The organism is Coleofasciculus sp. G3-WIS-01 (assembly GCF_040223135.1).
Classification (GTDB): domain Bacteria; phylum Cyanobacteriota; class Cyanobacteriia; order Cyanobacteriales; family Coleofasciculaceae; genus Coleofasciculus.
In genome coordinates this window covers 1-16,067 of record NZ_JAVJZI010000266.1, presented here as the reverse complement: position 1 = coordinate 16,067, position 16,067 = coordinate 1, and the positions used below count along the sequence as shown (strand labels likewise).

General features: G+C 46.9%; 16 protein-coding genes and 2 pseudogenes. 10 read left to right on the top strand and 8 right to left on the bottom strand.

Features of this window, described 5'->3' with window-relative positions:
* Positions 1-994: pseudogene (locus RIM23_RS28495) on the top strand (RNA-guided endonuclease InsQ/TnpB family protein); the annotation flags it as partial.
* Between the two features lie 39 nt (positions 995-1,033).
* The gene (locus RIM23_RS28490; protein WP_446371563.1) at positions 1,034-1,648 is read left to right on the top strand and encodes a CpcT/CpeT family chromophore lyase; all 615 of its coding nucleotides are present in this window, start codon (positions 1,034-1,036) and stop codon (positions 1,646-1,648) included.
* A gap of 19 nt (positions 1,649-1,667) precedes the next feature.
* Here the strand turns inward: RIM23_RS28490 and RIM23_RS28485 are convergent, their stop codons facing one another.
* Positions 1,668-2,036, bottom strand: coding sequence for an STAS domain-containing protein (locus RIM23_RS28485; RefSeq protein WP_006101536.1), 369 nt, complete (start codon positions 2,034-2,036; stop codon positions 1,668-1,670).
* Positions 2,037-2,302: 266 nt separating this feature from the next.
* A complete protein-coding gene (gene hemF, locus RIM23_RS28480; RefSeq protein WP_446371561.1) occupies positions 2,303-3,337 on the bottom strand; it encodes an oxygen-dependent coproporphyrinogen oxidase in 1,035 nt (344 codons plus the stop codon).
* 248 nt (positions 3,338-3,585) lie between these two features.
* Between hemF and RIM23_RS28475 the strand changes: the two genes are divergently transcribed.
* The 5 genes from RIM23_RS28475 to RIM23_RS28455 all read left to right on the top strand — a co-directional run bounded on the left by RIM23_RS28475 (position 3,586) and on the right by RIM23_RS28455 (position 7,975).
* A complete protein-coding gene (locus RIM23_RS28475; protein WP_446371560.1) occupies positions 3,586-4,068 on the top strand; it encodes an SRPBCC family protein in 483 nt (160 codons plus the stop codon).
* Positions 4,069-4,203: 135 nt separating this feature from the next.
* The gene (locus tag RIM23_RS28470; protein WP_446361224.1) at positions 4,204-5,271 is read left to right on the top strand and encodes an Mrp/NBP35 family ATP-binding protein; all 1,068 of its coding nucleotides are present in this window, start codon (positions 4,204-4,206) and stop codon (positions 5,269-5,271) included.
* Positions 5,272-5,468: 197 nt separating this feature from the next.
* On the top strand, positions 5,469-6,728 hold the full coding sequence (rodA, locus tag RIM23_RS28465; protein WP_446371558.1) for a rod shape-determining protein RodA: 1,260 nt from the start codon (positions 5,469-5,471) through the stop codon (positions 6,726-6,728).
* A gap of 145 nt (positions 6,729-6,873) precedes the next feature.
* Positions 6,874-7,059, top strand: coding sequence for an NAD(P)H dehydrogenase subunit NdhS (locus RIM23_RS28460; RefSeq protein ID WP_446337880.1), 186 nt, complete (start codon positions 6,874-6,876; stop codon positions 7,057-7,059).
* 247 nt (positions 7,060-7,306) lie between these two features.
* A complete protein-coding gene (locus RIM23_RS28455) occupies positions 7,307-7,975 on the top strand; it encodes an HAS-barrel domain-containing protein (protein WP_446371556.1) in 669 nt (222 codons plus the stop codon).
* A 144-nt stretch (positions 7,976-8,119) separates the two neighbouring features.
* On the opposite strand, the gene RIM23_RS28450 is transcribed toward RIM23_RS28455, so the two are convergent.
* The 6 genes and pseudogenes from RIM23_RS28450 to RIM23_RS28425 all read right to left on the bottom strand — a co-directional run.
* Entirely contained in the window at positions 8,120-8,353 is a 234-nt protein-coding gene (locus RIM23_RS28450; protein WP_446371554.1) for a hypothetical protein, read from the bottom strand.
* A 589-nt stretch (positions 8,354-8,942) separates the two neighbouring features.
* Complete coding sequence (locus RIM23_RS28445; protein ID WP_446371552.1) at positions 8,943-9,902, bottom strand: DUF362 domain-containing protein; 960 nt, start codon at positions 9,900-9,902, stop codon at positions 8,943-8,945.
* A 28-nt stretch (positions 9,903-9,930) separates the two neighbouring features.
* Complete coding sequence (locus RIM23_RS28440; protein WP_446371550.1) at positions 9,931-10,236, bottom strand: hypothetical protein; 306 nt, start codon at positions 10,234-10,236, stop codon at positions 9,931-9,933.
* On the bottom strand, positions 10,233-11,648 hold the full coding sequence (locus RIM23_RS28435) for an aspartate ammonia-lyase (protein WP_446371548.1): 1,416 nt from the start codon (positions 11,646-11,648) through the stop codon (positions 10,233-10,235). Before RIM23_RS28435 ends, RIM23_RS28440 begins: the two co-directional genes overlap by 4 nt.
* Before the next feature lie 185 nt (positions 11,649-11,833).
* A complete protein-coding gene (locus tag RIM23_RS28430; protein WP_446371546.1) occupies positions 11,834-12,586 on the bottom strand; it encodes a biopolymer transporter ExbD in 753 nt (250 codons plus the stop codon).
* Between the two features lie 451 nt (positions 12,587-13,037).
* A pseudogene (locus RIM23_RS28425) lies at positions 13,038-13,697 on the bottom strand (MotA/TolQ/ExbB proton channel family protein); the annotation flags it as partial.
* Between the two features lie 140 nt (positions 13,698-13,837).
* Between RIM23_RS28425 and RIM23_RS28420 the strand changes: the two are divergent.
* The 3 genes from RIM23_RS28420 to RIM23_RS28410 all read left to right on the top strand — a co-directional run bounded on the left by RIM23_RS28420 (position 13,838) and on the right by RIM23_RS28410 (position 15,440).
* A complete protein-coding gene (locus RIM23_RS28420) occupies positions 13,838-14,002 on the top strand; it encodes a hypothetical protein (protein ID WP_446371544.1) in 165 nt (54 codons plus the stop codon).
* A gap of 655 nt (positions 14,003-14,657) precedes the next feature.
* The gene (locus tag RIM23_RS28415) at positions 14,658-14,960 is read left to right on the top strand and encodes a YkvA family protein (RefSeq protein WP_446349619.1); all 303 of its coding nucleotides are present in this window, start codon (positions 14,658-14,660) and stop codon (positions 14,958-14,960) included.
* Positions 14,961-15,167: 207 nt separating this feature from the next.
* On the top strand, positions 15,168-15,440 hold the full coding sequence (locus tag RIM23_RS28410; RefSeq protein WP_446371542.1) for a cupin domain-containing protein: 273 nt from the start codon (positions 15,168-15,170) through the stop codon (positions 15,438-15,440).
* Positions 15,441-16,067 lie beyond the last annotated feature (627 nt).

Sequence of the window (16,067 nt, the reverse complement as noted above, 5' to 3'; positions counted from 1 at the left end):
AGAAAGGGCTTATTCATCAATTGCTCGATTCTACAACAATTGCAAAAAGCAGATTCCTGGCAAAAAAGGCTATCCACAGTTTAAGAAAAACTGCCGTTCAGTTGAATACAAAACTAGCGGCTGGAAACTTTCTGAGACTCGAAAACAAATAACCTTCACGGATAAAAAAGGAATTGGTAAGCTCAAGCTCAAAGGAACGTGGGACTTAAACTTCTATCAACTCACTCAGATAAAGCGGGTGCGGCTAGTCCGTCGCGCTGATGGCTACTACGTTCAATTCTTGGTCAATGCCGAGAACAAAGTAGAGAGTCAGCCGACAGGGAAAGCTATTGGTTTGGATGTAGGACTCAAAGAGTTCTATACCGATAGTAACGGCTATCAATAACCTAATCCCCGATTTTACCGAGAAGGTGAGAAGCGTCTAAGATTCCTTCAAAGACGAGTTTCACGCAAAAAGAAAGGCTCTACCAACAGAAGGAAAGCTATTAATCGATTAGGGCGATTTCACCTCAATATAAGTAGGCAACGTGAAGAACATGCCAAGAGAGTGGCACGTTGCGTAATCCAATCTAACGATTTGGTTGCCTATGAAGATTTGAGGATTAAAAACTTGGTCAAGAATCATTGTTTAGCCAAATCAATTAATGATGCAGGTTGGTATCAGTTCAGAAAATGGTTGGAATATTTTGGGGTAAAGAAAGGCAAAATAACCATTGCGGTTAATCCTGCCTATACTTCCCAGCAATGCTCTAACTGCGGCACAACACTCAAGAAGTCTCTATCCACCAGGACTCATGTTTGTCGATGTGGATGTGTTTTAGACCGCGACTGGAATGCTGCTATCAATATTCTGAAGTTAGGATGGTGTACGGCGGGTCACGTCGGAACAGTGATGTTAAATCCGAACGCTTTGGGAGATTCGACCTCTACTTTGATTGGAGAAATCCTGTCAAGGCAAGCTGAGTCGTTGAACAAAGAATCCCCGCACTTATAGGGCGGGGAGTGTCAAGCTGTTAATGTGAACCCTCGACTTATGACTCTACCGCCAGAACTGATCAGCCTGGCAAGCTACATGGCTGGTGAATTTGACAACCAACAACAGGCGTTGGCTGAACCCGTCTGGTATGTTCATTTACACCTCTGGCAACGCCCTATCCCCTTGTTTAGCGAAGACAGCCTCACCCTCTTTGCCGAACAAGCACCGATTACTAACCTCAACCGCCCCTACCGTCAACGGATTTTCCGGCTGTATCAAAGCGACCAACCCTCCACTGGGTTACAGGTACAGTATTATCAGATAAAAAAGCCAGAAACCGTTCGCGGTGCAGGTTGCCATCCCGAATTGTTGCAGCAGCTTACCCCCGAAGATATTACCCTTTTACCCGATTGCCGTCTGAACGTGCAGATGCACCAAATTAGTTTAAATAATTACGAATTTAGTACCACTTCAGCCAGTGATCACCCTTGTTGCTTTACTTATCAGGGCAATAATTACCAAATCTCCCTAGGCTTTGAAGCAACAGCCGATGAATTTCGTAGCTACGATAAAGGCATCGATCCCAGTACCGGAAAAGCCACCTGGGGAGCCTTGCTTGGCCCATTTCGATTCACAAAACGTCAAGACTTCACGGCTGAACTGCCAATTTAATGAACATGAATCCCTTTCTTCAGGTTGCCATACTCCGGGGTACACCTTCCAAAGCTTCTTGCTCCGTTTCAAAAATTTCAAACACGGAGTCCATCATCGTGACTTCAAACACCAGTTTGGCTTCGGGATGGACATTACAGATGCGAAAGCTACCTTTTACCTTATCGGCATCTCGCATACCAGCGACTAGAGAGGTTAAACCAGAACTGTCAATAAAGTTAACCTGACTGAGATTAACCACCACATGGCGGCTGAGTTTGGAAATACATTCTTGTAATTTCAGGCGAAATTGCCAAGCTGTGGTGATGTCGAGACGTCCAATTGGCGCCAAAACAATAACCGTTGTACCATCTTTGGTTGTGTGTGTTTTTTGATCAATATGAATCATCGTTTACCTCGCGTGAGACTCCGACTTCAGCGAAGTAAGTCGGAGAGTGTCGTTTGTTCGACAATCCCTGACTTCAACAAAGTAAGTCAGGGTTGTTGAAAAGACCTCCTTGAGCAGCAGTAGCTCCCCTTGACATCACAAGAGGAGCCATAAAGGGTTTGGGTATCAATTCCGTTACTTAGGTGTTGGGCGAATTGTTGAAACAACAAGTAACTTAATTTGGCAACCTATGCTACTTATCCCGTAGTTTAACGCAGATGGTTAGATTAGGTCGAAGGAGTCCAGTTTACCCAATCTTGAGGTTTGAGAAAGATTTCATAAAGTTCAGCCTCTGGTGTATTCGGTTCGGGTTGGTAGCCATATTCCCAACGTACCAAGGGAGGGAGAGACATGAGAATCGATTCGGTGCGTCCGTTCGTTTGCAAGCCAAAGATCGTTCCCCGGTCATAAACTAGGTTAAACTCAACATACCGCCCCCGACGATAAAGCTGGAAGTTGCGTTCGCTTTCGCCATAGTCCATACCCCGCCGCCGCTCGACAATTGGCACATAAGCAGGCAAAAACGCCTTACCGCACTCCTGCACCCAGGCAAACAGTTGTTCCCAGGTTCGGGATGGTAACGCCCCCAGTTCCTTGCTGTAGATGGCTGCTGCTTTTTCTGGGTGGGGACCTTTATACAATTCCCCGCTTCCGTCTTGATAATCAAAAAACAGTCCGCCAACGCCTCGTGTTTCTTGACGGTGTTTGAGATAAAAATATTCATCACACCAGCGCTTGAATACGGGATAGTACTCTGAGTGATGCTGATCACAGGCTGTTTTTAGCGTTTGATGGAAATGAGCCGCATCTTCAGCAAAGGGGTAGTATGGCGTTAAATCTGCTCCTCCACCAAACCACCAAACCGGTCCGGCTTCAAAGTAACGATAATTTAAGTGAACCGTGGGGATATAGGGATTGCGTGGATGCAGAACCATGGATGTACCCGTGGCATAAAATCCATGACCTGCGGCTTCTGGACGTTGGGTTAAAATCGAGGGCGGAAGCTGAGTCCCCCACACTTCAGAAAAATTAACACCCCCCTGTTCAAAGACAGCGCCATCCCGGATGACACGAGAACGACCCCCGCCTCCTTCTTCTCGCTGCCAAGAATCTTCCTGGAACTGACCCGCACCATCAAGTTCTGCCAAGGATTCACAAATAGTGTCTTGAAGCTGCTGCATGAACTGCTTCACTCTATCCCTAGAGTCAGTGGCAGGTAACGAAGGATTCGGATTTGTTGTCGGTATCTGAGTTGCGGTCATAATTTCAATAGTAGTAATACAGTATTACCCAAACCTGAAGGCTATTTTAAGGGTTCCAGCGTTTATTTTACAGGTTTGTGCTGTCAACTATCCAAACTAATTGCTAGACAATAGAGTGAAGGCTTGATTGTGCTGTCTACCGCAACTGTGCTAACCGGGAAAGACGTCATTGGTTTGATCGCTCATCAGAACCGTGGCTTGCCGAACTATGATAAACATTGCTGAAGCGTCGCGATAGGAGGCGTGTTGTGATCCTAAATTTTTCTTTTAAGTTAATCGCTGGTCAAGATGGTCTTTGGTGCAAGTTTTCCCTCTTTCGGACTTATCGCGCCCTCAGTCAGGCTCCAGTGGACGTTCTTTGGCAAAAATTAATCAATTTGGCAGATGTCTCCTGGAATCCTCTGCTCTGTAGCACTAATGCGCCCAGAGGATTAATCCCTAAGCCCGGTTTAATTTACCAGGTGGTGACGCGCTTAATGCCTATTCCTGTGGAAGTTTTTGTCGAACGGGTATTGCCCGGTGAATTAATCAGCGTCCGGATGTTAGCCATTCCGGGGGTAGAAAATCGAGTGACTTATCGGGTGGAGTCAGGCTTGTGTGGGACTTACGTATCCTTTTCGGTGACAATGCGGGGATGGCTATCCCCCTTGCTGTGGTGGTTTATTCGCCCCTATGCTGCCCGTGTCGCTGCTGAATTGGCTCAAGCGGCAGAACAGGGAGCGGTTCTTTGAGCAAATTTTGAGTTTTGAGTGAGGAAATTCTTTGACAGGGTGAGGAATGAGTAATCAGCCGTAACCTATTAAGATATTAAGGTTAATGAAGATGTTTGTCCCGGCACATTGTCACCCTAGGAACTTGTCCTGATTATGGTTGATATCCATTCAGTCTTAGACGTACTACGCCCTGTGCAAGACCCTGAACTCCAAAAGAGTTTGGTGGAATTGAATATGATCCGCAATGTTAAAATCGACGGCGGGACGGTTAGCTTTACACTCGTGTTAACCACACCCGCCTGTCCATTGCGGGAGTTTATTGTGGAGGATTGCCAAAAGGCGGTGAAGCAGCTTCCGGATGTGGAAGAGGTTGTGGTAGATGTGACAGCCGAGACACCGCAGCAGAAATCTTTACCCGATCGCCAAGGAATTGATGGTGTCAAAAATCTGGTCGCTATTTCCAGTGGTAAGGGCGGTGTGGGCAAAAGTACTGTGGCTGTGAATGTAGCCGTTGCCCTTGCCCAGACAGGAGCCAAGGTGGGTTTGATTGATGCTGATATTTATGGACCCAATACCGCTGCGATGCTAGGATTAGCGGATGCCAAGGTTATGGTTCAACAGGGTCCTCAGGGAGAGGTACTCGAACCCGCTTTTAATCACGGGGTTAAATTGGTATCGATGGCATTTCTGATTGACCCCGATCAGCCAGTAATTTGGCGCGGACCGATGTTAAATGGTATCATTCGCCAGTTTCTGTACCAGGTGAATTGGGGAGAATTAGATTATCTGATTGTGGACATGCCACCGGGAACTGGGGATGCTCAGTTGACCTTAGCCCAAGCGGTACCTATGGCTGGGGCAGTGATTGTGACAACGCCGCAAAATGTTGCTCTGTTGGACTCCCGTCGCGGTTTGAAGATGTTCCAGCAATTGGGCGTTCCGGTATTGGGCATTGTCGAGAACATGAGTTATTTTATTCCACCCGATCTGCCTGATCGCCAATATGATCTGTTTGGCTCAGGTGGCGGCGAAAAAACTTCTCAGGAATTAGGGATACCCTTGCTGGGATGTATTCCCCTAGAAATTACCCTGCGACAAGGCGGCGATCGCGGCTTACCTATTGTCGTGGCTGAACCGGAGTCCCCATCAGCCCAAGCGCTAATCGCGATCGCTAAAAGTATTGCGGCGAAAGTATCTGTTGCTGCCCTTAGCCACCGTTGATAGTTGGTTGAATTCCCAGTAGAAAAAGTAGGAGTACAAGGGAAAGCCTTCTTCCCTATTCAGCAATCTATTCTCCCCTATTTTCAGATAGCCTAGGATTTGATCAGGGATTATCCAAAATCTTTTTGAGAAATTCCTGACCCTTACATCTGAAGAGCGCTAATTGCTCTAAACCTCAATCGCATTCCCCAACGATTATGTTCCAAAAGTCATTGAACCGTACCCAAATGCGCTGGCTTATGTTCCTCAGCCGATGGCAGGAATTAGACTGGCAGCTATTATTTGTCAGCATTGCTCTCACCTTCCTAGGTGGGGTGATGATTCGCAGTGCCGAATTTAATGAAGGGCTAACCGATTGGTGGTGGCACTGGATCATTGGGGGTATTGGCTTAAGTTTATGTCTACTCATCGCGCGATCGCGTTACGAAATCTTACTCCAATGGCATTGGATGGTTTATGCGATGACGAATATCTCGTTGTTTGCGGTGATGATTATGGGGACGACGGCAAATGGCGCACAACGGTGGCTGAATATCCTCGGCTTTCACGTTCAACCGTCGGAATTTGCCAAACTGGGTTTGATTATCACCCTGGCTGCGATTATCCACTGGCAACCGGCTTCAACATTAAATGCAGTCTTTCGAGTCTTAGCCATTGCGGCGGTTCCTTGGCTATTTGTATTTTTAGAGCCAAACTTGGGAACATCATTAGTATTTGGTGCGATTACGATGGGGATGCTCTATTGGGGAAATGCTAATCCGGGATGGCTAATCCTACTCGTGTCTCCCATTGTCTCCGCGATCATGTTTAATGTGTTTTTGCCCGGGTGGTTTGTTTGGGTAGCTGCAATGGCATTGATTGGTTGGCGTACCTTACCGTGGCCCCTATTTGGTGGGATTGGGGCATTGGTTGGCAACGCGATTTCGGGGGGATTGGGAAACTTATTGTGGGGGTTGCTCCAAGACTATCAAAAAAACCGACTGATTCTTTTCCTAGATCCGGATAAAGATCCCTTAGGCGGAGGATATCACTTGATTCAGTCTCGAATTGCAATTGGCGCAGGTCAACTCACAGGGCGAGGACTGTATCAGGGGACACAAACCCAACTCCAGTTTATTCCTGAACAGCATACGGACTTTATCTTTTCTGCCATTGGTGAAGAACTCGGGTTTATCGGCTGTTTGTGCGTTCTATTTACCTTTTGGCTGTTGTGTTTACGATTAGTGATTATCGCCCAAAATGCCAAGGATAACTTTGGTTCACTCTTGGCGATTGGTGTGCTATCGATGATTGTGTTTCAAACTGTCGTGAACATCGGCATGAATATTGGTTTAGCCCCCATTACCGGGATTCCCCTGCCATTGTTAAGTTATGGGCGATCGGCATTATTGGCAAACTTTTTAGGAATTGGATTAGTGGAATCGGTTGCCAATCACCGACACCGATTGAAGTTTTAGCCATTTGTCATTTTCATTTGTGATCTACCAATAGTCTGTAACAAAAGACGAACCGCACTGACTAATATCAATGGTAAGAAATTAGCTTAATTATAAACCAGCAATTTATAGTAAGCTAAGAGAAGAGATTTATGGGTGAAAACAGATGATTCTTCCTGGCTCAATTGTTCGCGTCATTAACGGTGAGGACACTTACTACAAATTTGAAGGGATAGTCCAGCGCATCGGTGATGGAAAAGCGGGTGTGCTGTTTGAAGGTGGAAACTGGGATAAAATTGTCACGTTCAATTTATCGGAACTCGAAGAGGTGAATCCTCAAGGCAAAAAATAAAAACAAACTGTAACCGTTGACCTGTTATAGCGAATGAAAATGAACCGGGAACAAAGATAGATGCTTTTTGAATACAGAAAAAGGTGGTTTGATTTCTCTTCTGTTCCCGCTTTCATCTTACTGTCTGTTCACATTTCATTGAGCCGCCCCATATCAGAAAATAACAAAAAATGACCAATGGAGCAGCAGATTTTGTCAAGGGTGACAAATGACGAAAGACAAAGGACAAAAGACAAAGGACTAAAAGATGCGTCTTCCTTTACCCCAGTTTACGGCTGGAGAACGCCCTGATAATCACATTGCCGAAGTCATTGAAACGGCAACCACAGAATTTCTGGCACAATGTTTAGAGCCAGAGGATTTGAGCTTTCCGGTAATGCCACCCTTTGGAAGTTGGGTCAAATCCGTTGATGAAGAATCTGGCAATCAGGTTATGGCGGTAGTTTACCACGCTACAACTAGCCCGATTGATTCAGTTCACCGGGCTGTCGCGTTGGGATTGTCACTGGCAGAATTGCGGGAGCAACAGCCGCAAATTTTTGCCATGCTTAAAACTGAGTTTCGTGCGGCGATTGTTGGGTTTATACCGCCCAGAGAGGGAAACAATGGTGACCAACCCCCTAGGGGACGGGCTTATCAATATCTGCCTCCCCGTCCGCCGCAAATTCATCAGGCTGTCTATCAATGCCAGCCCGATGAGATCATTTACTTTAGCGAAAAGTTGGATTTTCTGCGTACACTCCTATTAGTAAATGGAGCGCCAGTGGAAGCCCTAACGGCTGCGGCGATCCGAGATATCTATCAAATTCGCAAGGGCGATCGCGACTGGTTAGTTCAAGCAGGGCGAACCCTCAGTGTTTTACTCAAAGATGATTATGACCGTTTGCGGTACATTTTGAGTCAACTGCACTGGTGAGTTTAGGTGCTCTATTAAATTACCCAAGGTAAGGCAACAAGAAGGAACAGGATTTTCTCCACATCCTAAAGCCAGTCTGCTTTTTAGCTTTCTTCTCCCCTTGAGGGCATACAGTGTAGCAATTTGTCCAAGGGGAACTTCAGTTCATAAGTTTTTCCAGTTAGCTGTTTCTGATCTCGGCAGCGAGTAAGGTGTTGTCGGCAAAACATCAAGGCTGCTAGAAGAGTAGTAAGCAATGGCTAAGAAAGGTAAGGTCAGAGTCAAAAACGCCATTACCGTACCGATAATCTCAGCCCATCTATGAGGATAGGGGTCAGAAGAGTTGGCTGACGAGCCACTTGATTCCATAAATGAAGTTTTAATCAGAACTTGAGTCAATTGAAATTTTATCTGAGACCGGGTCAAATTCAAGACCCTACATCCTATATTCTAACAATTTTTTGGTTCAAGGATTGTTTTTCTGTAAACAATTTCAATGAAATCTTACACTTTATTAATAAGGACATCGGTTTTGCCAAATCAACTGACCTTAGATAGATTGACGCGAGTTCTAGAATACCAGTCAGTTTCATCAAATCATCTACTGAAATCCTCTACATGAGGTAACATTCGCTACCTATACTTCCCTGTTATTACTTATGAATAAGGGCGAATTTTGCCCTTCATTTATCGGTAAGTAAGCCAACTTCTACCTAAAGGGAATCCCTACAATTGACCCTTCATGACCTTCGAGGGCACTGTACATAACCACGACCTGCTATTACTGAACTGACGCTCTAGTACCTAATTGCAGACAGAAAATACAAAAAACCGCCTCTAACACTAGGCGGTGGAATTAAGCAATCGGAGGGTAGTATCAGCATACGTTCCCTCCTTGGGTAGAGGTTGTAACAATGTTTACCAAATAATTCCTTCTTTGAGTTTTGAATGTTAGATTTTGCTCACTAACAATCCAAAAATGATTATACTACCGCTGAGCATAAACACTTATTGGCTCTTTGATCCACCGGATGTAAAAATGCTTAAATGTGGAGCGCATTAGGCGGGGCATACCAAAATCAATGGGCATTAACCGATCCGGTAGCTTCCAGTCGAGTACCTTTAAATCGGCGGGATGCAGGTGGGGAAATTCCAGGGTATCCAGATTTGGACTTAATCCTAATTTCATCGCGGCGGCTACAGTCGGTACTTGCAGGGGTTCGACATTGAGTAAGTTGACTACCGCCTGATCCAAAGCAAATACATCAGCCGAGGCGGCTAGCATATCCAAGCGTCGGGGTTCACCACCACTCGGTCCATTACCTTGATGACCTACAATCCCATCCAGAATCGTCAAGTTGGGATTAATTGCCCGCGCCGTTTCCACTAACATTTCGCCAAACCGTAAGGCATCCTTACCTGCTTCTGCATGCCACCAGGCTTTCATTTTACCAGGGACGCAGCCAAATAGGTTTTTAACCCCCAGAGTCAGGGTTAACTGGGTGTGAGATTTAAGCTTGGGTAAATTAATCACCACATCAGCATCCATTGCTTCTTTGCACAGGCGCAGGTGATTAAAGGTATGACTAACCGTTTGATAACGCTGACCATGGAATTCGACGATGGGGATATTCAGTTCATCCATCATCGGCAAATAGCCATTTGCCAGCGCCACTCCTTTAGCTGTACCAAAGGCGGGACTATCACCGAGAAAAGGTTGACCCCCAGCTTCCTTGACTAACTCGGCGACAGCGTAGACAAGTTCGGGGCGAGTAATACATTCCTTACCCGGACGTCCAGCAGTGAGAAGATTTGGCTTAAGGAGAACGCGATCGCCCACTTTGACAAATGCCCTAATCCCGCCCAATGCTTCCAGCAAGGTTTCTACGGCGGTTCTCAATGGCTGTCGGTTATAGGAATCTGCCCGAATTAAACTAACGCTAGACATAAGTGTCATGAAATAGCTTTAGTTTATCTTAGACTTTAGCACCACGGGACAGAGCCGTGACTCGTTGACAATCCGATAAGACACCCTCCCCTTGGAGTTGAGGAATCTGCGGTGTCACTTCCACTTTGACAATTTGACTCGTCAGGATGATCACGGTTTGATCGAACAGATGTAGGGTTAACCAAGGTTGACTAAGAAAATCAGCAAGTTGTTCGCTAAAAGCTTCTGGCGTCACGGGAATATCAAAGGATTCGGTTTCGCCATTGATGTAATGAAAGGTGAGTTGAGTAAAACTATCTTGACTTTCCATGGTTTGTCCTTTGTCCTTTGTCATTGGTTCGGGAACAAAGCACTCATTTTATCAAGATCGAGTACCTTGGCTAAGTCCTCAGCACTCATCAAGCCTTTGTCGAGGACAATTTGTCGCAGGGATTTGCCTGTTTCCAGAGATTCCTTGGCGATAGCCGCCGCGTTAAGATAGCCGATGTGGGGATTGAGGGCGGTAACTAAAGCCAGACTCCCTTCAGCATAGTCCAAACAGCGATCGCGTCTGGCTGTAATTCCGGCTAGACACTTTTGAGTTAGGGCAGATAGGGTATTGCCTAAAATTTCAATACTGTGAATTAGGTTATAGGCAATCAGCGGCATCATCACATTCAACTCCAATTGACCTGCTTGAGCAGCTAAGGCGATCGCACTATCATAGCCCATCACCTGAAAGCATACCATAGAGGTCATTTCCGCCATAACTGGGTTGTATTTTCCCGGCATAATCGATGATCCCGGTTGCACGGGGGGAAGTTGAATTTCCTTGAATCCGGTTTTCGGACCCGAATCCATTAACCGCAAGTCATGGGAAATTTTGACTAAATCCTGTGCCAAATTCCGTAAACTGCCAGATACATTAACAAACGGTGCCATACTCTGCATCGCCGCCATGAGATGGGGGGCAGATTTGAGGGGTTGATCAATGAGTTGGGCAAGAATTTGGGCAACCTGATGGCGATAGTCGGGATGGGTGTTTAATCCCGTTCCCGCCGCACTTCCGCCTAATCCCAGTACCATTAAATCTTCTGATGCTTGTTCAATCCGATTGGTATGATCCGTGAGAATTTGCGCCCACGCCCGAAATTCTTCTCCCAGGCGCACCGGTACAGCGTCTTGCAGATGGGTTCTGCCGGATTTGACCACATCTTGGAATTCATCCCCTTTGTTATCCAGGGCGGTAATCGCATCAGATAGTGCCGGATACAAGGTATGTTCTAAAGCCAACAGCGCCCCGATTCTAATCGCCGTGGGGATAACATCATTAGTGGATTGCCCATAGTTTACATGGTCATTTGGGCTAACCCGCTTATAGTTACCCTTCTCATCTCCCAGGATTTCTAATGCCCGATTTGCCAGCACCTCATTAATATTCATGTGGTGGGATGTACCGGCGCCTGCTTGGTAAATATCGACGACAAATTGATCCCGCCATTGTCCTTTGAGAACTTCATCAGCCGCTTGGATAATCCCTTGGCTAATATCTTGGGGAATACAGCCCAGATTACCATTCGCGATCGCGGTGGCTTTTTTGATCAGCACACAGGCGTCTATGTAGGTGGGTAAAGGCTTAATCCCGCTGATAGGGAAGTTTTCGATTGCCCGTAGGGTTTGAATCCCGTAGTAGGCATCGTTAGGGATTTGCCGTTCCCCCATAGAATCGCGTTCGATTCGATATCCGGCACTGGATTTATCGGTCATAAGTCACTTAACACTCTCTCACGTAGTCGGGGCAGGTTTTGAGAAAACTTTATCATCAATTCTCTCTATCTGCGCCTTAATCGGGCGGGTTTAGTCCCATCTGGGATGAGGTGATCAATGATAATAGTGAAAAGAGCCCCTACAGAACAGACGTGCCATGGCACGTCTCTACACAAAAACATGACTTATTCCCCTTGCGGCTGCGGTGACGTCGGTGTGCCAAAATTGGGTGGAACAGAACCACCGGGGTTGATGGGGAATTGTCCAGGAGAAGGTGGTAACGTACCGGGATTCGTCGGGGGTGATCCAAATTGAGGTTGACCCGGAACCCCCGGAAATTGAGGCGGAAAATTGGGGTTAAATGTGCCATCAGGATTAACTGGTATTTGTCCAGGATTAGGGTTAAATTCCGGGACTCCAGTTGAGGGAGAAAGGGGATTCGTCCCCGGAATTTGCGGCGATTGTCCAGGTGAATTGGCTAGCGCCACGCGATCGCCCCCGACTTCCCGCAGCAAATCCAAGACTTGTACAACTTCGTTATACATGGCATTGGGCGAGGCGTAGAGGACAAACACGCCCTGGGGATTTTGTTGCTTGTAAGCTTGGAGTTGTTGAATAAACTGCTCTTGGGTAATCACCGGATTTTTTTCTACATATACTTGCCCCAATTCATCCAAACTGATCATCAGAATCTGCCGTCCTTGGGCAGTTCCGGTACTCGCCTTGGGTAAATCAACATTAATGGCTTGTTGGCGGGATAGACCCACGGCTGCCAGGATAAAGAAGGTCAGGATACAGAAAATAACATCAATTAGCGGTACGATCTCAATCCGAACTTCTTCAGTTGGGGCATCCATCCGCAAGTTTAAAGGGCGGGTTAGTGTGGGGAAGGAAGCGGCAGGTTTTTTTTTCGTCCGGTGCTGGGGTAGTGTTGTCATCGTCTTGGGTTGCAAAAGGTCAAAGAAGGCTCCAGGGCTGCACTTGTTTAGGATGTCTGCTTTTTTGTCTATACATTAACGGGTGGGAATTTGAAGCCAAGCAGCACTAAGGATATCGGGAAAATTAATTTTCTGGCTTTCCTTGAGGGTTGGAGACAGGAGTGCGATCGCTTTGGGGAACTTGAGGATTGTCTGGGGAAATCTGATCGTCTTGGTTTGTTTTAGCATTGGCGACGGGAGTGCGATCGCTTTGGGGGACTTGAGGATTGTCTGGGGAAAGCGGATCGTCTTGGTTTGTTTTAGCATTGGCGACGGGAGTGCGATCGGGTTGTGCCGGTAAAACCTGAGCATCCTGCTTTGGCGGCTGCTTCTGCTTGGATCGGGGTTTGGGAAGAGAAGTGCGGGGTTGGGGTACTTCAAAACTCTCTTGGTAAACGTTAATGGTATGGTCTTGGAGGGTATCATTCATCACTTGATCACTATCTTCGGCTTGTAACCAATCTTGGCGATACAGTAATTCCAACTCCGTCCCCGCTTTACGGAATATTTTGACTTGGTTAAACCAAAAGGCTTGAAACAGTCGATAAAATGCCAAACTGGTAATCGCAATAATCAGTCCTGTCGCGGTACTAATCAGCGCTTCGCCGATTCCCAACGTTACCCCAGCGGTGGAGGCTGTACCTAGTTGATCAATGGTAATTGAGCCTAAAGAGTTAATTAAACCGAGTACCGTTCCCAGTAATCCCAACAGAGGAGACAGCGCAATCACCGCTTCTAATAGCTTATCGCCGCGCCGCATCGCCGCTAACTCATCATCAGCCGCCCCCTCTAAGGCTAAGCGGAATAATTCCGGTTCTGGGTTGATCAGGCGTAAGGGAGCATATAAATATCGTCCCACGGGTTGTCGCCGCGATTTCATCGCGATTTCTCTAGCCACCTGCCAGTTTTGAGCGGCTGCATCCAGTACCCGATTGACGATTTCCTCTTGTTTCAAGAGGATTCCCGCCCAAAACCAGAGACGTTCAAAAATTGTCCCCACTGCTAGGATCGAAAGCCCTAACAGGGGCCACATGGCGATTCCGCCCTTTTCAATAACCGCAACAATATCCATATCGGTTCTCAACCTCCCTTGATTGCTAAGTATAATTGTCTTTGCTAAAATGCAAGCCACTCCAATTCTAGGGATTTCTCGCCGCTTGCAAAGAGGTTGATTAATTTTCGCGGCTAGAGCGCGGGATTCGGGAGAGACGGGTGGCGATTTGGCAACTGTCTCAATACGGTTCGGTTAAGGGGTGTAGAGACGCGCTTTTGAAGCGTCTGGGAGATGGGAAAGAAAACATTCAATCAATTGTTATTGTCAATAGTGGCAAAATTCTTGTAGTGCGAGCATCTTGCTCGCTACTCACCTTAAATTAAATGGCACTGAAAAGCGTGATTTTTGAATCGCCGAAACTCTTGATATATCGTAGGGTGGGCAATGCCCACCAGCCAAAATTTCAGTACCATTCAACCTAAATTTTTGCACAAAATGTGCTTACAGGTTAGGCATGTGCGATCGCTCCGGCTTGTAGTAGGGAACCTTAGCCCTAAAGTTCTTTAGCCCTAGAGTTCGTTGGGGTCAGTCTACTACTGCCGTGGCACAGCTAAAATGATGGGATGGATTTTACGGTTACATTGGACGCACGTCGGTACGGTAAAAGGGCGCAGGTCGCGTCATTGGTGTCAACTTAAGCTCAACCCCCTCACCCCCAGCCCCTCTCCATCCCCCCTAGCCCCCCTTTCAAAGGGGGGTTAGGGGGGATAGAGTTGGGGTTAGGGGGGATAGAGTTGGGGTTAGGGGATGAGGGTGAAAGGCTTACCAGCATTGCTTTTCTATCTTAAGTTGACACCAATGCACGTCGGTGTGTCACGCTACGACAACGGTGACATACTCCACATTCAAATCCCAGTCCCATCAAACTCTCCCCCTCACGTCAGTAGGTGTAAGTTCTGCACCTGAACAGGTGGGTTATCCCCATAGAGGTTCCGGGATGAATTTGGCAAGATGAAAGGTAGCTGTCGGGGAAAACTGATGAATAATTTTTCAATCCAATCCATATATAACTGGTATCGTAACGCGGTTCGCAATCCTAAATACCGTTGGTGGATAGTCTTAGGGACTCTCCTTTACGTGTTTAGTCCCATTGATATCGCCCCAGACTTTATTCCAATTGTCGGACAAATTGATGATGTCGTCGTGCTGACGCTGCTGGTGTCTGAGATGTCGCAGTGGTTGATTGATTTGGTTAAATCTCGCCAAGCGGGAATCGTCACGGAAGAAACCAGTACGACGCCGGAAGCTACGGTAGATGTGAAATCCGTTTCTGTCGAATAGCCCATCCTGTAAGGCTTGTAGTAGGGAACCTTAGTCCCTATCTTTGGTTTGGTTTCCTGGCGTCAACCCAACCTACTGGCTTGGCACAACTAAAATAGGGCTTTGTTTGTAGTAAGCACGAAGAGTGCTTTAACGCCTAGCTTGAGAGGGCTAAAGCCCTCACTACGAACTCAATCTATTCGACAATTTTAGCTGTTTCAGTTCACCATGGACTATTCTACCGTTAAAAACGACTGGCAAAACCGAGGCTTTAGTTGTGGGATTTGGACGGATTCACCGGGACAGGTGTGGGCAGATTATGTCCACGATACCGATGAACTTATCATCCTTTTAGAAGGAGACATTGAGTTATCCTTTCAAGGGAAAACATTTCGTCCCCAAGTCGGAGAGGAAGTGCTGATTCCGGCAAAAGAATCTCATACGGTAAGAAATGTGGGGGATAGGACGAGTCGTTGGTACTACGGATATAAACAAGGGTAGGGGAAATTCATGAAGCTTTGGTTTTACTTAAGGTGAAAAATCCACATTGGTAACCTTTTGGGTTGTGTACCCTTACGGTGATCTGATTTGTTAAATACACTCACGAAACCGACGAATCGGGGCGGGTTTAGTTACATCTGGGTGCAACCGAAAAGAGAGTAGTGAAACCCGCCCCTACACATTTATGTGCCATACCAGACTCTTCAGCGCGTTAAGTGAAAATTATATGCCGTGAAACTCAAAATTTCACCCTCATCCCCTAACCTTTTCTCCATCCCCCCTAACCCCCCTTTGAAAGGGGGGGATAGAGAAGGGGAAATAATCATAATTAAGTCTTTTCTTGCTCCCCTCTCCATTCCCTCCATGCAAAAAAAGCTCTCGCATCCTCTGGTCTCCCCCTTGCAAAAAAAGCTCTCGCATCCTCTGGTCTCCCCCGTGCAAAAAACGCGAAGCATCCCCTGGTCTCCCCCGTGCAAAAAACGCGAAGCATCCCCTGGTCTCCCCCTTTTTAAGGGGGACGGAAGGGGGATCTATAAGGGGGACGGAAGGGGGATCTATAAGGGGGACGGAAGGGGGATCTATAAGGGGGACGGAAGGGGGATCTATAAGGGGGACGGAAGGGGGATC